This is a genomic window from Pseudomonas sp. P1.8, assembly GCF_001269805.1.
In the GTDB taxonomy this organism is placed as follows: Bacteria; Pseudomonadota; Gammaproteobacteria; order Pseudomonadales; family Pseudomonadaceae; genus Aquipseudomonas.
The window spans coordinates 14,492-35,606 of sequence record NZ_LHVM01000002.1; the positions used below are offsets into that span (position 1 = coordinate 14,492).

18 protein-coding genes and 2 pseudogenes are annotated in these 21,115 nt (G+C 58.2%); 14 read left to right on the forward strand and 6 right to left on the reverse strand.

The annotated features are described in order from the left end of the window. Positions 1–47: 47 nt before the first annotated feature. Positions 48–710: a GMP/IMP nucleotidase gene (gene yrfG, locus AD668_RS00445; protein ID WP_053153035.1), complete on the forward strand. Its 663-nt coding sequence runs from the start codon at positions 48–50 to the stop codon at positions 708–710. A 126-nt stretch (positions 711–836) separates the two neighbouring features. On the opposite strand, the gene lysM is transcribed toward yrfG, so the two are convergent. Then, a complete protein-coding gene (gene lysM / locus AD668_RS00450) occupies positions 837–1,286 on the reverse strand; it encodes a peptidoglycan-binding protein LysM (protein ID WP_053153038.1) in 450 nt (149 codons plus the stop codon). 138 nt (positions 1,287–1,424) lie between these two features. Between lysM and AD668_RS00455 the strand changes: the two genes are divergently transcribed. The 4 genes from AD668_RS00455 (at position 1,425) to AD668_RS00475 (ending at position 6,387) form a co-directional block, all read left to right on the forward strand. Beyond that, a complete protein-coding gene (locus tag AD668_RS00455) occupies positions 1,425–2,312 on the forward strand; it encodes a LysR family transcriptional regulator (RefSeq protein WP_053153040.1) in 888 nt (295 codons plus the stop codon). A gap of 92 nt (positions 2,313–2,404) precedes the next feature. After that, a complete protein-coding gene (gene fdhD / locus AD668_RS00460) occupies positions 2,405–3,244 on the forward strand; it encodes a formate dehydrogenase accessory sulfurtransferase FdhD (RefSeq protein WP_053153043.1) in 840 nt (279 codons plus the stop codon). After that, positions 3,241–5,589, forward strand: a complete 2,349-nt coding sequence (locus tag AD668_RS00465; RefSeq protein ID WP_053153046.1) for an FdhF/YdeP family oxidoreductase — start codon at positions 3,241–3,243, stop codon at positions 5,587–5,589. Before fdhD ends, AD668_RS00465 begins: the two co-directional genes overlap by 4 nt. A 303-nt stretch (positions 5,590–5,892) precedes the next feature. Further along, on the forward strand, positions 5,893–6,387 hold the full coding sequence (locus AD668_RS00475) for a glycine zipper domain-containing protein (RefSeq protein ID WP_053153051.1): 495 nt from the start codon (positions 5,893–5,895) through the stop codon (positions 6,385–6,387). Between the two features lie 66 nt (positions 6,388–6,453). Here the strand turns inward: AD668_RS00475 and AD668_RS00480 are convergent, their stop codons facing one another. From AD668_RS00480 to AD668_RS00490, 3 genes are all read right to left on the reverse strand, one after another. Continuing rightward, the gene (locus AD668_RS00480) at positions 6,454–6,873 is read right to left on the reverse strand and encodes a thioesterase family protein (protein ID WP_053153053.1); all 420 of its coding nucleotides are present in this window, start codon (positions 6,871–6,873) and stop codon (positions 6,454–6,456) included. A 171-nt stretch (positions 6,874–7,044) separates the two neighbouring features. After that, positions 7,045–8,271 carry a 3-hydroxyacyl-CoA dehydrogenase gene (locus AD668_RS00485; RefSeq protein ID WP_053153056.1) on the reverse strand — a complete coding sequence of 409 codons (1,227 nt, stop codon included), beginning with the start codon at positions 8,269–8,271 and terminating at the stop codon, positions 7,045–7,047. A 90-nt stretch (positions 8,272–8,361) separates the two neighbouring features. After that, positions 8,362–10,311, reverse strand: a complete 1,950-nt coding sequence (locus AD668_RS00490; RefSeq protein WP_053153058.1) for an ATP-dependent DNA helicase RecQ — start codon at positions 10,309–10,311, stop codon at positions 8,362–8,364. A 390-nt stretch (positions 10,312–10,701) separates the two neighbouring features. On the opposite strand from AD668_RS00490, the gene AD668_RS00495 reads away from it, so the two are divergent. From AD668_RS00495 to AD668_RS00520, 5 genes are all read left to right on the forward strand, one after another. Beyond that, the gene (locus AD668_RS00495; protein ID WP_053153062.1) at positions 10,702–10,992 is read left to right on the forward strand and encodes a hypothetical protein; all 291 of its coding nucleotides are present in this window, start codon (positions 10,702–10,704) and stop codon (positions 10,990–10,992) included. A 199-nt stretch (positions 10,993–11,191) separates the two neighbouring features. Beyond that, a complete protein-coding gene (locus AD668_RS00500) occupies positions 11,192–11,545 on the forward strand; it encodes a DUF1493 family protein (protein WP_053153065.1) in 354 nt (117 codons plus the stop codon). A 138-nt stretch (positions 11,546–11,683) separates the two neighbouring features. Continuing rightward, positions 11,684–12,906 (forward strand): IS3 family transposase gene (locus AD668_RS00510; RefSeq protein WP_172681774.1). Its coding sequence is split into 2 segments (ribosomal slippage): positions 11,684–12,035 and positions 12,035–12,906, totalling 1,224 coding nucleotides; the frame shifts between segments, so codons are not numbered across the junction. 432 nt (positions 12,907–13,338) lie between these two features. After that, positions 13,339–13,560, forward strand: a complete 222-nt coding sequence (locus tag AD668_RS00515) for a 4-oxalocrotonate tautomerase family protein (protein WP_053153078.1) — start codon at positions 13,339–13,341, stop codon at positions 13,558–13,560. A 90-nt stretch (positions 13,561–13,650) separates the two neighbouring features. Continuing rightward, positions 13,651–14,361 carry an SDR family NAD(P)-dependent oxidoreductase gene (locus tag AD668_RS00520; RefSeq protein ID WP_053153079.1) on the forward strand — a complete coding sequence of 237 codons (711 nt, stop codon included), beginning with the start codon at positions 13,651–13,653 and terminating at the stop codon, positions 14,359–14,361. A gap of 713 nt (positions 14,362–15,074) precedes the next feature. Here AD668_RS00520 and AD668_RS00525 read toward each other — a convergent pair. Further along, positions 15,075–16,106 (reverse strand): AraC family transcriptional regulator, encoded by a 1,032-nt coding sequence (locus AD668_RS00525; protein WP_053153082.1) that lies wholly within the window; start codon positions 16,104–16,106, stop codon positions 15,075–15,077. Positions 16,107–16,361: 255 nt separating this feature from the next. Between AD668_RS00525 and AD668_RS00530 the strand changes: the two genes are divergently transcribed. The 3 genes and pseudogenes from AD668_RS00530 to AD668_RS28405 form a co-directional block, all read left to right on the forward strand. Continuing rightward, positions 16,362–17,696 (forward strand): MFS transporter, encoded by a 1,335-nt coding sequence (locus AD668_RS00530; protein ID WP_053153084.1) that lies wholly within the window; start codon positions 16,362–16,364, stop codon positions 17,694–17,696. Further along, positions 17,693–17,790, forward strand: a pseudogene (locus AD668_RS30215) (DsbA family oxidoreductase); the annotation flags it as partial. The gene AD668_RS00530 and the pseudogene AD668_RS30215, both read left to right, overlap by 4 nt. Before the next feature lie 234 nt (positions 17,791–18,024). Continuing rightward, positions 18,025–18,234 (forward strand): annotated as a pseudogene (locus AD668_RS28405) (putative sulfate exporter family transporter); the annotation flags it as partial. Positions 18,235–18,537: 303 nt separating this feature from the next. On the opposite strand, the gene AD668_RS00540 reads toward AD668_RS28405, so the two are convergent. After that, entirely contained in the window at positions 18,538–19,581 is a 1,044-nt protein-coding gene (locus AD668_RS00540) for an AraC family transcriptional regulator (RefSeq protein WP_053153088.1), read from the reverse strand. 360 nt (positions 19,582–19,941) lie between these two features. Here AD668_RS00540 and AD668_RS00545 point away from each other — a divergent pair, with 360 nt between their 5' ends. Then, positions 19,942–21,015 carry an alpha/beta fold hydrolase gene (locus AD668_RS00545; protein ID WP_082344396.1) on the forward strand — a complete coding sequence of 358 codons (1,074 nt, stop codon included), beginning with the start codon at positions 19,942–19,944 and terminating at the stop codon, positions 21,013–21,015. The last annotated feature ends 100 nt before the right edge of the window (positions 21,016–21,115 follow it).

Here is a 21,115-nt window from a genome sequence, read left to right on the forward strand (position 1 = left end):
TCCCGATTGTTTACGCCAGAAATCTTTCTATCGCCCGAGACGTTGCCATGCCTTCACTACCCTGGTCCGACATCGACACCGTTCTGCTGGACATGGACGGCACCTTGCTGGACCTGCACTTCGACAACCATTTCTGGCTGGAACACCTGCCCCAGCGCTACGCCCAATTGCACGGCGTCAGCCGAGCCATGGCCGAGCTGGAATTGCAGCCGCTGTTCGAACGCAATGCCGGCCAGTTGCAGTGGTACTGCCTGGACTTCTGGAGCGCCGAGCTGAAACTGCCGGTGCGCGAACTGAAACAGGAAACCGCCCATCTGATCGCCCTGCGCCCGGATGCGGACACTTTTCTGGCAGCGATCAAACAAGCCGGCAAGCGTGTGGTGCTGATTACCAACGCCCACCGTGATTCGTTGTCGTTGAAGCTGGAAAGGGTCGAGCTGGCGCCGTACTTCGAACGCCTGATCAGTTCCCATGATTACGGTTTCCCCAAGGAAAACCCGCAGTTTTGGGATGCCTTGCAAGCCGACATCGATTTCGACCCGGCACGCAGCCTGTTTATCGATGACACCTTGCCTATTCTGCGCAGTGCGCGGGATTTTGGTGTGGTGCATTTGCTGGCTGTGCGTGAGCCGGATAGCCGTAAGGGGCCGAAGGATACCGCCGAGTTTGCGGCGGTTGAGGATTATCGGGATTTGATTGCAGGGCTGTAGATCGAGTTGACTGCATCGCGGGCAAGCCACGCTCCCACAGGATGAGCGTTGTTCGCAACTTCGTGAACGACTCGTAACCTGCAGGAGCGTGGCTTGCCCGCGAAGGCCATCACGTGGTTTTAAACTTTATTCGGGAATTCGCAACGACTGCCCCGGATAGATCTTGTTCACATCCTTGAGCATCGGCTTGTTGGCTTCAAAGATCTTGTTGTACAGGTTCGCATTGCCATACACGCGCAGGGAAATCGCGCTGAGGGTATCGCCCTTCTCGACCACCACAAACTTCGCGGCCACGACCACCGGGCCCGTAACGGTGATCTGATCGTCGACACCACTGACACCGGCTACGTTGCCCAGGGCCAGGAGGATTTTTTCCTTCTCTTCCTGCGTTGCCGCTTCGCCTGTGGCAATGACTTTGTCGCCCTCGACCTTCACCTGAACCTTGGAGGTGTCGATACCGGTCAAGGCACTCTGTACATGCTTGGTCAACGCCTCGCTATTGGCTTCGGCTTTATCCGGGGTCAGCGCATCGAGAATCTTTTCACCGGCTTCTTTTAGAAAACTGAATAGGCTCATTGTTTGCTCTCCATGGGATTAAGTTGTCCAGACGCAAAAGACTAGACCACGGTTATCCCTTGCGAATTCAACCCGACCAATGACGCCGCTTCCCGCCAGGCGATAGAATTCGCGCCTTCCCAGCGCCCTGGAGCGAAGATGGACATCAAACAGCTGAAATTCCTCATCGCGCTCGACGAAACCCGCCATTTCGGCCAGGCCGCCGCGCGTTGCCACATTACCCAGCCGACGCTGTCCATGCGCTTGCGCAGCCTGGAAGAAGAACTCGATCTGTCGCTGGTCAACCGCGGTCAACGCTTCGAAGGATTCACCGCACCGGGCGAGCGGGTGCTGGCTTGGGCTCGCACGGTACTGGCAGCCTATGACGGCTTGTACGCCGAGGCGGCGGCCTGTCGCGGCAATCTGGTTGGCACCTTGCGACTGGGCGTGGTGCCGTTGTCGAGCTTCGACCCGCTGCCGCTGTTGCAACGCTTGCACGCCGAGCACCCGAACCTGCGCTTCGAACTGTCCGCACTGAGTTCCGAGCAGATCCTCGAACAATTGGCGAACAATCGTCTGGACCTGGGTGTGTCTTACCTGGAACGCCTGAACGCCGAACATTTCGACTCACTGTCCTTCAGCGAAACCCGCATGGGGCTGCTGTACGACCAGCGTTTCTTCACCTTTGGCCCCGCACCGCTGAGTTGGGAATCGTTGATCGAGTTACCGCTGGGCATGCTCACCAGTGGCATGCACTTTCGTCAGTCCATTGATCACAACTTCCATAGCCGCGGACTCAGCCCACAGCCCTTGCTGCAGACCGATGCCGTGCATCAACTGTTACAAGCTGTGCACGGCGGCCTGTGTTGCGCCGTGATGCCGCTGGAGGGCGGCCTTGAGGGTCTGACCGAACATCTGCGATTGCAACCGATCGAAAACGCCCAGACTCTCGGCCGACTCGGACTGATCATGCGTCGCAGTGCGCCACGCTCGGCACTGGCGGAAGCCTGTTTTGCGATCTATCAGCAATCGCTGACAGGCTCTTGATCGAGCGCATCTATCGGCGGATCAGTAATAGCGATTAGACGCGACATGTTGTCACGCCTAGTCTTAAAGCTGATCAACCCGTCGGTGATGCCATGAATACCAAGCGCCCTGCCTGCGCGGCGCCTGACCTCGAAACGCCCGCGCCCGCCGCAAGCCAGACCTACAGTTACAGCGATCTTGAATACTCGGAATCGGCCAGCACCGCGCTGGCAGAGGAAGTGGCGCTGGCAATTGCCTATAACGGCATCAGCCAGGCAGTCATGCTGGTGACACCCACAGACCTGGAAGACTTCATCGTCGGCTTCAGCCTGGGCAGCGGCATCATCGAGCACGCCACAGACATTTATGACCTGCAACTGAGCGGCTCGGGGTCGGCGCAGTACGCGCAAGTGACCATTGCCAATCGTGCCTTCTGGAACCTCAAGCAACAGCGTCGGCAACTGGCCGGCACCAGCGGTTGCGGGTTGTGCGGCGTGGAGGCGGTCGAGCAGGCATTGCCGGATCTGAAAGTTTTGCCCGGTGCGCCGCTGCCACCCGCCGAATGGCTCGACGGCCTGCGCCAGCGCATTGGTGCGTTCCAGCCGTTGGGCCAGCATTGCGGTGCCGTGCATGCGGCGGTGTTCATGAATGATCAGGGTGAATTGCTGCTGGGCCGTGAAGACATCGGTCGACACAACGCCCTCGACAAATTGATCGGCGGTCTGATCAGGCAAAAAATCCCGACCGCTGGTGGACTGGCGATCGTCACCAGCCGTTGCAGTCTCGAACTGATCCAGAAGGTCCTGCGCGCCGGCATCCAGACCCTGGTCAGCCTGTCGGCACCCACTGGCCTTGCCGTGCAATGGGCTCGGCGCCACAACCTCAATCTCGTCCACCTGCCGCAAAAGAATGCGCCGCGGGTCTACAGCCCTGCGATGGAGAACCAAGCGTGAGTCAACACCGTCAAGCCGACCAGAAACCCGTCCCTCGTTACAAGCCCTACAGAGGTCCAGCCGGGGGTTGGGGCGCACTGATCAGCGTGGCCCAGGCCTGGTTGACCAGCGACAACGCGCTGAAAAATCTGCGCATTATGCTCAAGACCAACCAGAACGGTGGCTTCGACTGCCCAGGTTGCGCCTGGGGCGATTCGCCGGAAAAGGGCATGGTGATGTTCTGCGAGAACGGCGCCAAAGCGGTGAACTGGGAAGCGACCAAACGCCGTGTCGATGGCAAGTTCTTCGCTAAGCACAGCGTCACCTCGTTGCTGGAGCAGAGCGACTACTGGCTCGAATATCAAGGTCGCCTGACCGAGCCGATGCGCTACGACGCAGAAACCGACCGCTATAAGCCGATCAGTTGGGACGATGCGTTCGCCCTGATTGCCAAGCATCTGAAGGGTTTGTCGAGCCCGAATCAGGCCGAGTTCTATACCTCGGGCCGCGCCAGCAACGAAGCGGCTTTTTTGTACCAGCTGTTCGTGCGCGCCTACGGCACCAACAACTTCCCTGACTGCTCGAACATGTGTCATGAGGCCAGTGGCGTGGCGTTGGCGCAGAGCGTTGGCGTCGGCAAAGGCACCGTGACCTTCGACGACTTCGAACACGCCGATGCGATTTTCGTCTGGGGCCAGAACCCCGGCACCAACCACCCGCGAATGCTCGAACCGCTGCGTGAAGCAGTCAAGCGCGGTGCTCAAGTGGTGTGCATCAACCCGCTCAAGGAGCGTGGACTTGAGCGTTTCCAGCATCCGCAGCACCCGATCGAAATGCTCACCAACGGCGACAAACCGACCAACACCGCGTTCTTCCGCCCGGCGCTCGGTGGCGACATGGCGATCATGCGCGGCATGGCAAAATTCCTTCTACTGTGGGAGCGCGACGCGCAAAGGACTGGCGCCCCGGCAGTGTTCGATCACGACTTTCTCAATGAACACAGCGTTAACGTGCTGGACTATCTGGCGACCATCGACGATACCCCGTGGGACCAGATCATCGAGCAGTCCGGCCTGACCCTCGAGGAAATCGAGCAGGCGGCGCGGATGTATGCCAAGGGCAAGAACGTCATCATGTGCTGGGCCATGGGCATCACCCAGCATCGTCACTCGGTGGCGACCATCCAGGAAATCGCCAATCTGATGATGCTGCGCGGCAACATCGGACGACCGGGTGCCGGCCTGTGTCCGGTGCGAGGCCACAGCAACGTGCAGGGTGACCGGACCATGGGCATCAATGAGCGTCCGCCGGTCGCGTTTCTCGATGCACTGGAACGACGCTTCCAGTTCAAAGTGCCGCGCGATAACGGTCACAACGTGGTTGAGGCGATCCACGCCATGGCCGAAGGTCGGGCGAAAGTGTTCATTGCCCTGGGCGGCAACTTCGCCCAGGCCACACCGGATAGCCGGCGTACCTTCCGAGCCCTGCAGAACTGCGACCTGACCGTGCAGATCAGCACCAAGCTCAACCGCAGCCATTTGACCCATGGCAAGGATGCGCTGATCCTTCCGTGCCTGGGCCGCACTGATATCGACATCCAGACTGGAGGCCCGCAAGCGGTGACCGTTGAGGATTCGTTCAGCATGGTCCACGCCTCTAACGGCCAGTTGCAGCCGCTGTCGAATCAGATGCGCTCGGAACCGGCAATCCTGGCCGGCATCGCCGCTGCGACGCTGGGTAGCCACCCGGTGGACTGGAACTGGCTGGTGGCCGACTACCGCCGCATCCGCGACCTGATCGCCGACACCCTTCCCAACTTCAATGACTTCAATGAGAAGATCAAGAACCCGGGCGGTTTTTACCTCGGTAACAGTGCCGGTGAACGCAAGTGGAATACCGCATCGGGGCGGGCCAATTTCAAGCCAAACGTCCTGCCCCGGGATCTGGTCCACGAACGCACCCGCGCCACCGGTGTGTTGCCGGACCTGATCATGCAATCGATGCGCTCCCACGATCAGTACAACACCACGATCTATGGCCTCAACGATCGTTATCGCGGCGTAAAGGGTCAGCGTGACGTGCTGTTCGTCAACGAAGCCGACATCATTCGCCTGGGCTTCAAGCCAGGTCAAAAGGCCGACATTGTGTCGATCTGGGATGATGGCGAGGAGCGTCGGGTGAAAGGCTTCACACTGCTGGCGTTCGACATCCCGGCCGGGCAAGCGGCGGCGTACTATCCGGAAGTGAATCCACTGGTGCCGCTGGAGAGCACCGGGGATGGCAGCCATACGCCGACGTCGAAGTTTGTGGCGATCCGTTTGGAAGCAGCGAGCGAGACCGGGTTGATCATGGCCAGGTCTGCTTGATGCAATATCAAAAGATCGCAGCCTGCGGCAGCTCCTGCACCGATCTTTGTAGGAGCTGCCGCAGGCTGCGATCATTTGACTTCAATGACCCACTCAACAGCATTCCTTACGCCCACAAAAAAGGCCGTTTTCAATGAAAACGGCCTTTGCGAATAAGTAAAAGACCGACGAAAAATCGTTAAGTTCCGCCCAAAAAACAGTAACTTGCACAATTGTATACAAGTCGTGTTATTCGTCGGATTTCGATTGTCACACCCATTCCAGAGCCTCAGGATCGCGCCGTCATCCCCTTGAGGTTCCTCCATGAAGTTCTCCTCGATTCTCTTGTTGTCCCTTGGCTTGGTCAGTGGCATTGCCTCTGCTGGCGGCACCACCGAAGCAGGTGTGGGCGGCGCATTGGGCGGGGTTCTGGGCTCGGTCGTCGGTCAATCCATCGGCGGTAATACCGGTTCCACTATCGGCGCGGCCTTGGGCGGTGCGGGTGGTAGCGCAGTCGGCGCAGACAAACGCAGCCGTGGCGAAGCCGCCATTGGTGGTGCGTTGGGCGCAGCAGGCGGCAACGTGGTCGGCCGCAGCGTGGGCGGCACCACTGGCAGCCTGATCGGCTCCGCAGCAGGCGGTGGCGCCGGTGGCGCGCTGGGTAACTACATGGGCAACAAGAGCGATGACGACGACGATGATGATCGTCATTCCCATCGCGGCCATGATGATCGTCGCTACTACCGTGATGGTCACCCGGGTCGCGGCCATGCCTACGGCCATCGCAAGCATCACAAGTACTACCGCCATCGTCGCTGAGACCCGAAGGGTTTCGCTGACAGGTGAAAAAATCGCAGCCCAAGGGCTGCGATTTTTTTTCGGTGTTTAAACCACCAACCGCTCCAGCGCACTGCGCAACCCGATCGGAATCGTCACAGGCTGATTCGATGCCCGGTCGACAAACACATGTACGAAGCGCCCTGCCGCGCAGGCCTCGTCTGCCCCTTGCTTGAACACCGCCAGCTCATACTGCACCGAACTGTTACCCAATTTCGCGACCCGCAAACCGATCTCGATCCGATCCGGGAATGCGATGGAAGAAAAGTAATCGCAGGCCGAACTCACTACGAACCCCACCACCTCGCCATCGTGGATATCCAGGCCACCGACCTCGATCAGGTAGGTGTTCACCGCTGTGTCGAAGAAGCCGTAGTAGGTGACATTGTTGACGTGGCCATAGGCGTCGTTGTCATGCCAGCGCGTGGTGATGGGCTGAAAGTGCGGGTAGTCGGTGCGTTGTGGCATCAGCGTTGATTCCTGGAATTGGATAGCCAGTCTAAGTCGAAAAACCGATTTGAACTCATCGCGAGCAAGCTCGCACATTGAATCCTGGTCATACACAAATTCTGCGGGCAACCTGGATCAACCGTGGGAGCCAGCCTGCCGGCGAAGACGCCCGCACGGGCGCCACATCAATCACTTGTCAGCAAACCCCTTACCCTGCGCCGCCAACTCTCCAATCAACCGCGCCGGATTCCAGTGATCGCCCTGGCGAGTCTCCAGCGCCAGCAAGCGTTGATGAATATCCGCCAACCCTTGCTGATCCGCCCAGGCCATCGGCCCGCCCTTGTCTGCCGGGAAACCGTATCCGTTGAGGTAAACCAGGTCGATGTCGTGAGACGACTGCGCGATGCCTTCCTGAAGGATCTTCGCCCCTTCGTTGACCAGTGCCAGCAAGCAGCGCTCCAGAATCTCTTCCTGGCTGATCTCGCGACGCTGGAACCCCAGCCCCTCGCTGACTTCCAGCACCAACGCGTCGACCAGAGGATCATGTTCAGCCTGACGACTGCCCGGCTCATAGTGGTAATAGCCGTTGCCGCTCTTCTGGCCAAAACGCTCCAACTCACACAGCCGGTTATCCACCTGAACCTCAGGCGCATCCTGACCGATACCGGACAGCTGTCGGGCGCGCCATTGCAGATCAACACCGACCACGTCGAACATACGGAACGGGCCCATGGCGAAACCGAAACCCTGCAGCGCCGCATCGACCTGGTAAGGATAAGCCCCCTCCAGCAGCATTTTGCGCGCTTCCAGCACATAGGTATTGAGCATGCGGTTGCCGATGAAACCGTCGCAGTTGCCCGACACCACACTGACCTTGCCCATGCGTTTGCCCAGTGCCAACGCAGCGTCGATGACCGCCGGTGCAGTCTGGGCGCCACGGACGATTTCCAGCAGTTTCATGATGTGTGCCGGGCTGAAGAAGTGCAGACCCAGGACTTGCTGCGGCCGGCGAGTCACCGCCGCAATGGCATCGATGTCCAGCGCCGAGGTGTTGCTGGCCAGAATCGCTTCGGACTTGAGCAGGCCATCCAGTTCGCGGAAGATTTGTTGCTTGAGTTCAAGGTTTTCGTACACCGCCTCGATGACCAGGTCGACATCGCGAATGGCCGCGTAATCCGGCGCAGCACTGACCCTGGCGATACGAGCGTCTGCTTCAGCCTGATCGATACGCTCCTGCCGCACACTGTGGGCGTAGGTGTCTGCCACGGTAACCAACGCCTGCTCCAGCATCTGCGGATTGTTATCAACCCACTGCACCGCCACCCCGGCATTGGCCAGGCACATGACAATGCCTCGGCCCATGGTGCCCGCGCCAATCACGGCTGCGCGCTGAATATTCGTCGGAGTCTGGCTCATATTGTGTTCTCTTGTTGGCGATCCAAAGACAGCCCCCACCATAGTCAGCCACAACGTTTTTTTGAAATTTATTCCTGTGATGAGCAACATTCAGCGGATGGATGTGGCCTCCTGCAGATGCCGCTCGGCCCACGCCCGCACCTCGGCATACGGATAATCCTCCAACGCCGCAAACCCCGGAATCGCCCGCGCCTTGAGCTTGGTGAACAACGGCACGCTGATCCCGCACAAGAATCGCGTCGTGCGCTCAGCCGAGGGCGCGCTGCCCGTATGCTGCTCGTGCCTGTGGATAAAATTGCCACACAGCGCCTCGAAGTTTTTATCCACAAGCGCCGGCAACGCCGGTGGTGCCGGTAACCGCGCCACTTGCCCGTGACACACCGAACAATGCCCGCATTGCTGCGGTGCATTTTCGTCACCGAAGTATTCAGCCAGGCGATAACCCAGGCAGCGCTCGGTAGCGAACAGATCCAGCATCGCGTGAATCCGTGCGATCTCGGTGTGTTCGTGTCGTCTGAAGTAAGCGTGCAGCTCTTCGCTCAACGCGGCGCTGTCGAAATTGCTTTGCAGCAGGCTGTAGACCTCCGTCATCTGCTTGCTTTCCAGCTCGACCCAACCCTTCTCCTGAAAATAATCCAGCGCCTTGACCACTCGATTGCGCTCGGCTTGATGCTGCTCGTACAGGGCATCGAAATTCACCGTGGCCCAGGTTCGGGCACGGCTGGAGGTCTGGATAATGGCTGCGACGAAATCCCTGCGCTCACCCTCAAAACGCGCCAGCAAGGCATCGGGCTCCAGCAAGTACTTGAATCGGTATTCGGCATAGTAGGCGTAGCGCGGGGCGATGATTCCCCGCAGCTCCAGTTGAACCAGCAAGGTCTTGAGCGGGAGCTGACGGATGTTGCTCTGGTCCGCCAGCGGCCCCAGCAAAAACTCCCATTGCCCTTCCGGAGCGCAGGCTTGCAATTCGTCGAGCACATGACGGATGCCATCCAGCTCAGGCGTATCGCCGTAGACAAAGTTTTCCAGCACGTTGAGGCTGTCGCGGTTGGCCAGTACCAGGCACTCGGACGGCTGGCCATCACGCCCCGCACGGCCGATTTCCTGGCTGTAGTTTTCGATGGATTTGGGCAGGTCGAAATGCACCACATTGCGGATATCGCTTTTGTCGATGCCCATGCCGAATGCAATGGTGGCGACGATGCAATTGGACTGCCCGCCCATGAAGCGTTTCTGGATAACGTCGCGCTGATCGTGAGGTAAACCGGCGTGATAAGCCTGCGCTTCAATGCCATTACGGTTCAGGTGTTCGGCAATGTGCTCGGCGGTTTTCTGCAGGGTGACGTAGACGATACTGGGTTGGCCGTGGCGCTCACCCATCCACTCGACGAGACGCCGACGCTTGTCCTGACCACGCACGGGCTCCACCAGTAGATTCAGGTTGGGGCGATAGAAACCCGTGGTCACTACATCGGCGGCGGCGATGGCGAATTTCGACTGCATGTCTGCAATCACTTTGGGCGTCGCCGTGGCCGTCAACAGCAGCACCTGCGCAATGTTGAACTGCCGTTGATAGTCAGGAAGCTTGAGGTAGTCCGGGCGAAAGTTGTGGCCCCATTCCGAGATGCAATGCGCCTCGTCCACCACCAGCAGCGAGATCGGCACCTGCTGCAAAAAATTTCGGAAACGCTCGTTCTTCAGACGCTCGACCGAGATCATCAGAATCTTCAATTCACCGGACTTGGCGCGGGCCATCACATCGATTGCATCATCGCGACTCTGGGCCGAATCGATGCTGCCCGCGGCGATGCCGTGGCGTTGCAGGAACGCCAACTGATCCTGCATCAATGCCAGCAACGGCGAAACCACCAGCGTCAGGTGCGGCAGCAGCACGGCCGATAATTGATAGCAAAGGGACTTGCCGGAACCGGTGGGAAAAATAGCCGCCGCCGAGCGCCCCGCCAGTACCGCGCTGACCGCAGCCTCCTGCCCAGGCCGAAACTGTGGATAACCGAAAACCTGTTCCAGGGTGTTGTGCATAAGCTGTCACTCCGTTGACCGCTGCGATGAGCAAAGCCTAGCCGGCGATCGCAGCGAGTCGAGAAAAGGTCGGGGGCAAAACGATACGCGATGATACAGCGGATGGCTTGGAAGACTTGAGGGATGTAGTGACCGTCAGATAGCTATCGCTAGCAGGCTAGCGATGGGACCAGCACAGTCAACACAACACCCGAAATTGCCTACAACGTCTTAGGCACCTTCAACCACCCCGTAGTCTCTTTCCTCAAAACCCGATAAACCCCCTACAAAGCCTGTCGATCTCCGCCGTCTTGTCCCTCAACACCACGCCCTCCTATAGTTTCCGGCGCGGCTGAAACAGTGTCTCGGCCTGCCGGGCACACTTGCCGATTACGCACAGGACCCACCTCGATGAACAACCCCGATCCACTGACTGATCGATTCCGACCACTCAAATCCCGCTACAGCGAAACCCCGGTGCTGGTCATCGACACCGAGGCCGATCCCTACGAGATCCTCGACGCTGCCCGCCAACGCATCCGCGCCGCCAGCGATCTGCTCGAAACGCTTTACTGTCTGTGCTTCAAACAGGCCGACGCCAGCGACATCCCCAAGATCGTCAGCGCGCTCTACCTGCTGACCCAGGACGGCAACGACCTGCTCGACATCGCCCGGCAACGCCTGCCAAAACTCACCGTCTGAAGAAACACCATCCCCCTCCTTGTAGGAGCGAGCCTGATCGCGAAGAAGAAACGCGGTGCACTGTGGATAAGCCAATCAGCAACGCATGCTCAACTGGAAAAACATATGAACGAAGTTTCGCGGGATGAACGCCGGTTCCGCTCCTTCCCCTCTAGTGCGACGACCAATAAAATCCGCCCAAGCCCACAGGACATCCCGCATGAACCTCGACCCCAATCTCCCTGACGACCCCGCTCTCCATCAGCTCATCCAGCTACTGCACGAAGAACTCGGCTTCCCCGAACGCAAAGCCATCAGCCTCAGCACCTCAATCAACTTTGACCTCGGTTGCAACGGCGCCGATGCACAACATTTGATCGAAACCCTGGAGGACCACTTCGCCATCGACTTCGTGGATTTCGACAGTTATCGCTATTTCCAGCCTGAGGGCTTTGACGTGAATCTAAAGCGTCAAGCCAAGGGGCGCGGTGAGAAGGTGCCATTGACCCTCGGCATGCTCTACCAGGCCATCAAGGCCCAATGCTGGGAAACGGATGTGCTGGCAGGCCTGTAACACTGCGATGCAGTCACACTTGCCCGCGAAAACTGAATTTTGCGCACAAAAAAGCCGCCCCGAGGGGCGGCTTTTTCGTTAGCTCTGTCCCGTCCTGAATAAGGTTTACACCTTCTGACCTATTTTCAGGAGGGAGCAATGGATTCGGGGAAAAGGCGCAGTCAGCGCGATTACACGCTGGCTTTTAAATTGTCGGTGGTCGATCAGGTCGAAAAGGGCGAGTTGAGTTATAAAGAGGCTCAACGGCGCTATGGCATCCAGGGTCGGTCAACGGTGTTGGTGTGGTTACGCAAGCATGGTCGGCAGGATTGGAGCCAAGGCGCGTCTATTCGAGTGCTGAGGAAGAGTTCCATGGCCGAGTCCACGGTACCGCTGTCACCCGAGCAGCGGATCAAAGAGCTTGAAGAACAGCTTGAACTGAGCAATCAAAAGGCTCAGTTTTTCGAGGCTGTCGTAAACGTCTTGAAGAACGACTACGGTGTATCCATCGTAAAAAAGCGACCCGGCAAGTCCTCGCGCAAGGGCAAGTCAAAGACCTGAGTATCAGCAGGGCTTGCCTGTTCATGGGCATTTCACGTCAGGCTTATTACAAGCGCAACCGAGCGTTTGATGCGAAGGCTGGCGACGATCAAAAGGTCGTGGATTTCGTCTTGGAAAAGCGGCGGCGCCAGCCAAGGCTGGGAACACGCAAGCTGCATTATATGCTGCATGCCGAAGCAGAAACGAGTCTGCGGGTGGGGCGCGATCGCCTGTTCAGCATCCTGCGAGAAGCGCGAGAATTGGTCCCTCGCAAGCGGGCATACCACAAGACCACCCACAGCCATCATCGATTTCGCCGCCATCCAAACCTACTCAAGGCAGGCCCGCAGCAAATCATTGCCTGTGCTCCTGAGCAAGTTTGGGTTGCGGATATAACCTATCTGCCTACCCAGGAGAGCGTTGCTTATCTGAGCCTGATCACCGACGCCTACTCGCGCAAAATAGTGGGACATCATGTGCATGAGAGCTTGCATACAGAGTCGGTGCTCAAAGCGCTGAAGAAGGCTGTAGGAGGAAGGAAAACCAAGCAGCCGCTGGTTCATCACTCAGACCGTGGGGCGCAGTATTGCTCCGACCTTTATCAGCGTTTTCACACCAAGCACGGGGTCATTTGTTCGATGACCGATGGCTATGACTGCTATCAGAACGCGATGGCGGAGCGAATAAACGGGATTTTGAAGACGGAGTTTTTGCTGCATCGCCCCAAGAACCTGGCCGACGCGGTGAGAATGGTTGATGAATCGGTGCTGATCTACAACGCGGAGCGGCCACATCTGGCCTTGAAATACAAAACGCCCGATGCGGTGCATCGGGCGTTTTGAGACTGAAACAGGTGTAAACCTATTTCAGGACTAGACAGTTGATTTGCTTATGTCGCCGAAACCCGATTTTGGTAACACGTCTTTCGAACGTGTCGTCCGCGGCGACATGTTCGGAAGACGTGTGGCAAAAAATGAAAAATTGCGACACGTTAACGTCTCATGTCTACACACGGATTTGCTGTTCCAGCATGCCCAAGACACGTGACCTTCAAGCTATTTAGCTAAGACGGCAATTCCCTTTTCAACACATCGCCGCTATTGAGAAAGTCGGCAGGTCACTCGATGGAGGCTCTTGTTGCTTTCTTCTTCATTCATTACGCCACGTAATGAATGAAGTTCCCGTTCCCACCTTTATCCACTCCAGCCTACCTCATACATTCAGCTCCAACGCCTCCCTATCATCCTGACGGGAAGGTCACTGGAGTTGCCCTCATGCCTTTCGTAAGCGTACGCATTACCCGCGATGGCGTTACCCCTGAGCAGAAGGCTCAGGTGATTGCCGAAATCACTGAAACCCTGGAACGCGTGCTCAACAAACGCCCTGAGTTGACCCACATCGTCATCGAGGAAGTCGACACCGATAACTGGGGTTACGCCGGGATGACCACTACCCGTTATCGAAAACAGTTGGCTGAGGCCGGTGAGAAGTCATGACGTCGAGCAGAAGTTGAAGTACAGGGCGAGCCTCCGGCCGAAGCCTGATGCGTCACGTTTTAATCACAATTATCGTCTGAGGTATTCATCGTGAGCTTTTCGAAAAAAGTCATCGTCATCACCGGCGCATCCCAGGGTTTAGGCGACGGTATGGTCAAAGCATTCCGTGAGTTGGGTTACCGCATCGTCGCCACTTCACGCTCCATCAAACCCTCCAGCGATCCCGACATTCTCACCGTGGCCGGGGACATCGGCGAGCCGGCCACCGCCCAGCGCGTCATCCGTGAAGCGATTTCCCGTTTCGGTCGCATTGATACCCTGGTCAACAACGCCGGAATTTTCATTGCCAAACCGTTTACCGAGTACACGGCGCAAGACTACGCCAACGTGCTGTCGGTGAACCTCAACGGCTTCTTCTACATCACTCAACTCGCCATCGCCGAGATGGAAAAGCAGGGCAGCGGCCATATCGTCAACATCACCACCAGTCTGGTCGATCACGCCATCGATGGAGTGCCGTCGGTGTTGGCATCATTGACCAAGGGTGGCTTGAACGCGGCGACCCGATCCCTGGCCATCGAATATGCCAAGCGCGGGATTCGGGTGAACGCGGTTTCCCCAGGCATCATCAAGACCCCGATGCACGGTGAAGAGACGCATGAAGCATTGGGTAATTTGCACCCGATGGGGCGCATGGGCGAAGTCGACGATATTGCGCAGGCGGTGGTGTATCTGGATGGCGCCAGGTTTGTCACTGGCGAGATTCTGCATGTCGATGGGGGGCAGAGCGCGGGGCACTAAAAGAAGGTTTTCCGAACGATAGAAACAACAAAGCCCCGGCGTTTCTGCAGGGGCTTTGTTTTGTATGGTGCGGCACCAGGAGTCGAACATGTTCCTTCAGGCCGCATAAACACTGGTAAGTACCAAGTTGAAAGCAACGACATACCCCTTCGCGTACCCCTAAAAAAGAAAGTACGTCGAGGTGACGTATGGTCAGCAGCATCTAGGCATACGCCATCGTGCTACTGATCCTCTAACCAATGGTTCGCCGTAGTACCCGCTCCGCCAAATCAGCAACCGCGGCACAGGTGATACCGAGCTCGTTCATGGTGAACAGTGACTCGGGAAGGCGTCTCTCATTGCGCGCCTTAATGATCGCTGCCTTCGATATGCCAGCGCGGCGGACGATCTCGCTGATAGTGCACTGCATGACTGCTCACCTTACTGCTGGCTTTCTGCATGCGTAGGGCAGATAGTCGCTCTTTTCGTCTCTAAAGACTGGATACGGGATTGAAGTCCTAACTATGCGCTGTGGCGACACCTAACATATTTGGTCATCATGAACGGCAACTGCCGACCTAAAGGAGATGCTCAGAAGCGTCTCTGGGTTCTGGGGCGTTTCACTTATGCAGGACTTGTCGCCGATAATGGCCGCGTCGAAGAAATGACAGTTTCAGCCAGGTTGGTCGGCCAACAGGCTTGTCAGTCGCCCTTGAATCTCTCCTTCTATTTTTTCAGGCTGCGGGGCTCGGGAGCGCCTTGCTCTCTCGATAGGAAGCAACCCAATTCGAAGGTGTCTTGCCAAACTGGCTGCGGAACCAGCGTGAAAAATCACCGGCCGTGGAAAAGCCAAGCAGTTCGGCCACCTCGTAAAATCGGCGTCTGCTGTTGGCCAAATACTCTTCGGCGAGTTCAGCCCGTACAGCGTTGATGATCGTTGTGACACTCTCACCTTCAGTTGCCAGGTGGCGGTTAAGGGTGCGTCGATGCATGCCAAGATGTTGGGAAACCGCATCGACAGAACACAGTCCGCTTGGCAGCAGCATCTTGACGATCTGACGCACCCGCTGCGTCGGCTCGTCGCGCAGGTTAGCCAACTGCATGTCCAGCGATCGCTTCACTTCGCGATGCAGCGCGGGGTCCGCCTCAGGTATGGCCATATTTAAATCGACCCCGCGGCAAACGATGGCGTTGAACTCCTGAGAGAACTCGATCGCGGTTCCCAACACACGGTGGTGTACTTCTAGGCTGGAGGGGGGGGCGTGAGTAAAACTGACCCTTACCGGTCGGAAGGTATAGCCGCTCAGAATGCACAACGTGCGCAGGATAATTCCGGTTGCTTGTTCTATCGCTTGGCGCCAGACGCCATGATGGCCCTGCATGTTCACCCCCACATGCAGCAGGGTCAGATCGCCCACGTCCTCAAGCCACAATTGCACACCGGCGTTATGCAGACGCGTATAGCGAAAGCAAGACTGCAAGGCGGCGCGCAGTGTTGGCTCTTCGCGGATAAGCAGCGCCAGCATGCCAAAGTTGGAAAGGTGTCTCTTTTCGGCGAGCAGCAGACCGAAGGCTTCCTGACCGGACAATCGGGCTGACTCCTCCAGCAGCCACCCGACCGAATCGCTACTGATCATGATACTCGGATCGTCGAGGGCACTGGCCGGCAGCTTGGCCATCCGCAGCATACGAAAAGGATCGAGCCCCTCTGAACGGGAAACCTGTTCATAGTTGGTAAGGCTGGCACTCCGCGTCAGGGTATACATGATTTCCCTCGTGTCCCAATTTCGCAAGATTGAGTCCTGCGAAGCTTAGTGCAGGATGCCCTGTCAGAGCTACCTTCAGGCTTCCGAAAATAGAGAGCGGAAGGTAATGGATACGCGCTAGAACCTACTGCGGTTCAACAGCACGGCCCTTGGTCATGGGGATGCTCACGCGTGTGGGCATTGAAGTCTCTTTCGTAAGCCGTAGCGGCTACACGCTCGATAACAATAATAAAACAACCACATTGAGGAGGCTGTATGGCCTTTCACCCAATCGACGCGGCCGACGATGACGACTACGGTGGAGTCGGCGTTGCGCGGAAATATGCCTGGATTGTCTTCGCGCTGACGTTCGGCCTGTTGATTTCCGATTACATGTCACGCCAAGTGCTCAACGCGGTGTTCCCGCTGCTCAAGAGCGAGTGGGCGTTGAGCGACGGCCAGCTCGGTCTGCTCAGCGGCGTCGTTGCCCTGATGGTTGGCCTGCTGACGTTCCCTCTGTCGTTGATGGCCGACCGCTTCGGCCGGGTCAAGAGCCTGGCGTTGATGGCGCTGCTCTGGAGCCTGGCGACCCTGGGCTGCGCGGTGGCGCAGGACTACCAGCAGATGTTCATCGCGCGCTTTATGGTTGGTGTCGGTGAGGCGGCTTATGGCAGCGTCGGCATCGCCGTGGTGATCTCGGTGTTCCCCAAACATATGCGCGCCACCTTGGCCAGTGCTTTCATGGCCGGTGGTTTGTTTGGCGCTGTGCTGGGCATGGCGTTGGGCGGTGCTATCGCGGCCAAGCTGGGCTGGCGCTGGTCGTTCGCCGGCATGGCTCTGTTTGGCCTGGTGCTGGCGGTGCTCTATCCGTTGATCGTCAAGGAAGCACGCATTGCGCCCCAACGTGCCGCGCAGATTGCGAACAAGACGGCTGCCGCGGTCAAGCGTCCGCTGCGCACTTTGTGGTCCAGCCATTCGGTGATCGCCACGTACGTGGGTAGCGGTTTGCAGCTATTCGTCGGCGGTACGGTGATGGTGTGGATTCCCAGCTACCTCAACCGCTACTACGACATGCCCACAGACAAGGCCGGCGGCATGGCGGCGCTCATCGTGTTGTGCAGCGGTGTGGGGATGATTCTGTGCGGCATGCTCAGCGATCGCCTGTGTCGCCACTCACCGGAGCGCAAGGTCAGTCTGGCCATCGGCTTTTGCCTGGGCAGCTGCCTGTTGTTGTCGGCCGCTTTTGCGTTGCAGGCGGGGCCATTGCAGCTGTTGCTTATCTGCCTGGGCATGTTGATTGCCACGGGTACCACCGGTCCTGCCGGGGCGATGGTTGCCAACCTGACCCATTACTCGGTGCACGGCACGGCCTTCGCCACGCTGACCCTGGCCAACAACCTGCTGGGGTTGGCACCGGGGCCGTTCATCACCGGTCGGGTGTCCGACCTCATCGGTTTGCATGCCGCGTTTCAACTGGTGCCGCTGGTCAGCCTCGCGGCGGCGGTGGTGTTCTTTTATGCCAAGTGTCATTACCACAGAGATATCGCCCGGCTTCAGGGCCAGAGCGTGCCTGACCCTGTCAGTGAAGCCGGGTTAGAGGTGAGGTTGTGAGTCGTCGTTTACGTATTGATGTGTTTTTCGATTTCTTTTGCCCTGGTACCTGATCGGCGAGCGCCAACTGGAATACTCGCAGGTACAGATTCGACGTGCCGAGTGTGCAGTTCGGCCGGCAGAGGACGGTGGTGGGTTCACGACCCCCCTATGCGCTGCTGGCTTCCATGAGCGAAGCACTGCGCGAAAGTGATCGCGAGCGGTAACTGGCATGCCCGGCTCATTCCTGCACCTGCTGACAAAAGCCCGCCGACCGGGGGGACATACAAAGAGCGGCTATCTGTTCATTTCCACCCAACTCAAAGTCAATAACCACCCGGTCGAGATCATCAACAGCACCGGCTGGATCGCTCCGGTGGTGCAGGGATCGGTCAACGAACTGTCGCGCTGGTGCCTGGTGATTTCCATCAGTGCCCTGGGCATGAAGACCCGGCTCAAAGAGCTCGCAGCGGTTGGCATCAAGCCGATCCTGCTGATGGTGGGAGAGACGGTGTTTCTGGTCGTGCTGGTACTGCTGTTGCTGCACTGGGGCCTCTGAAAACAGGCTTCACCAGGTTTATGGCAGGGCTCTCTGGGCTGGCTCCTCGTTACGGTGAAGCTCACCACCGGTGCCACAAACATCGGTTTTTCGCGGCGACTGTACCAGCAGTCGCCATTTTTTTATCACGAAGGTCGGGAAAGACGCGCTTGATCTACTTGAAAAAGAATTCGCAATACTCATATCACGCACTAGAGCGCCGATTTGTCAGTTGTGTTTGCTCGCACGAACATCATCAGTCAAATCGGCGCTGTTGTTTCTGAGTTTCCCGCAATTGCGCGAAACCCCTTTTTTGCCTTGTACTCAGAAGGATTTAGGGGCTGCGGCACTCTCTGCGCAGAGACCGGACTGTTTCTGCGCGCTGCGCCACGCCGCCGGAGGCATGCCGAACTGGTTGATGAACCAGCGGGTAAAGGAGCTGGCCATGGAGAAGCCGAACATGTCGGCGATGCGGCTCATCGAGTTGTTCGGGTTCTCCAGATAACGCAGCGCCAGGTCGCGGCGCACGTCATTGATCAGGTCGTTGAACGCACAGCCGTCGTCCTGCAGACGGCGTTGAAAGGTGCGCACGTTCATGCCCTGTGACAGGGCGATCTGCTCCAGGGTGGCGCGCCCCATGGGCAACAACAGGTAAATGGCCTTGCGCACCTCGAACAGCATTGAGGTGCTTTCATCGCCCTGCAACGAATCGACGTAGTCTTGGGCATAACGGGCCATGGACGGGTCGGCATTGGGATTGAACATATCGAGACTGGCTTCGGAGCAAACGATGCCGTTGAACTCGCTGCCGAATTCCAGATTGCAGCCGAAAAGGCGCTGATGCACGTGCAGGCTGTCTGGCGGCTGGTGCATGAAGTTGACGCTGTAGGGGCGCCACTTCGAGCCGAGCAGTGTCGAGCACAAGCGGAACAGCACGCCAATGACCAGCTCCGTGGCTTGGCGATTGGGCAGCAGTGTCTCGGTGACCATCACTGCACGAATGATCACCATCCTGCCGGCCTCTTCAACGAAGACTCCCAGGGAATCGTTCATCAGATGACGGTAGCGCGCCATCACCTGCAAGGCGTCGCGCAGGGTGCGCTGTTGGCTGAGCAGCAGGCTGACTACACCGAGGTCCGAAAGCTGGCGTGACTCGGCCATGCGCAGGCCGAAGGTCTGGCAATCGCTGGCGGCGGCCGAATCTTCCAGCAGACGTACGGCGGCATCGATGGGAATGCGGTATTCAGGGGCTTGCAGCTGAGCCTTGTTCAGGCCGGCAACTGCCAGCACGTTACGCGGGTTGAATCCCAGGTCTTGGGTAACTTCCAGGTATTTGGTCAAGACGGCAGCGCGAACAAGCTTGGGCATGTATACGATCTCCCTCGGCCGATGGCGGCGTTTCTTTTTTCATCGAAGGTGTATTGCGCGGGAAGACGGCGCTTGTGGAATTACTGATGGCGCTAGCGATCTTCAACCTTGGTCTGGCGTATTGCAGAGCAGGAAGTGCGGTCCCATTGTAGAGAACACGAGCGCGGCGTTATGGGCATGGCGGGATAATTTCTTTGCATATTGGGACACTACTGGCGAGCCAAGAATGGCGGCGGCAGAAGCAGCTCTATAGTCTTTCGTTCTGGCCCAATTTCACAATATTGTGTCCTGCTAAGCTCAGTGCAGGGCGCCCTCTCAGAGCTACCTTCAAGCCCACAACTAATAAGATGGAGGTAGATAATGGATACGCGAACTTCAATGTGTATCGGTCAGCCGCTCGCTGCAATGGAGCAGGTGGATGCCGACGATCCTGATGCATTCAACCACTGCTTTGCCGACGTCAACGGCATCCGCATGCACTACATCGACGAGGGCCATGGCCCGCTTGTCATCCTGCTGCACGGCTTCCCCTACCTCTGGTACATGTGGCGGCGCCAGATCGTGGCATTGGCCGAGGCTGGCTATCGGGTTGTGGTGCCCGATCAACGCGGGTTCGGGCAATCGGACCGCCCCGATGCCATCGAAGCCTATGACATGAGCCAGTCCGTCGGCGACATGGTGGGTTTGATGGCGGCCCTGGGCGAAACCTCTGCGGTGATCATCGGCCACGACCTGGGCGCCTGGGTGGCCCAGGCGGCCGCCATGTTGCGCCCGGATCTGTTCAGTGGCCTGGTGATGCTCAATACCCCGGTACCACCGCGGGGCAAGGTCAAGCCAACCGTGGGCTTGCAGGCCATGGCGAAAGGCCGGGTCTACCACCACCTGTATTTCCAGCAGCTCACCAAGCCGGATCGCGAGCTGGCCGCTGATCCGCGCAAGACCTTGAGCAGCGTCTTCTACTCGATCTCCGGCAGCGCCGTGGGAGCCAAACGCTGGCGTCTGTTTGTCGAGGCCGGTGAGCCGATTCTCAACGCCTTTACCGAGCCGAAGGGAGCGTTCCCGTGCTGGCTGAGCCCGCGGTCGCTCGACTACTACGTCGCCGAATACACGCGCACGGGGTTTACCGGTGCCCTGAACTACTATCGCTGTCGCGACCGCAACTGGGAAATTACCGCGTTTCTCGACGGCGCGAAGGTCAGCCAGCCAAGCCTGTTCATCGGTGGTGCTGCCGACCCTTCCCTGGAGCCGGTGGAGATCCGCAGCCTCTACGACCAGATGGACGCCTACCTACCCGCTCTGCGCAAAAAGGTGCTGCTACCCGGTGTAGGCCATAGCGCCGCCGAGGAAAGCCCGGCTCAGGTCAACGAATTACTGCTGGAGTTTCTCGAGCAGTTGATGTCCGGCGACCCGGCCTCTAAGCCACCGGCTGGCTAAACCCCTTGATAGCGGTAATGCAAAGGCAGGGCGAACGCTACCGGTATCTGCCGTAACGTCCGCCCTGCCTTTGCACATGAACAGGGCTGGATTTATTCCT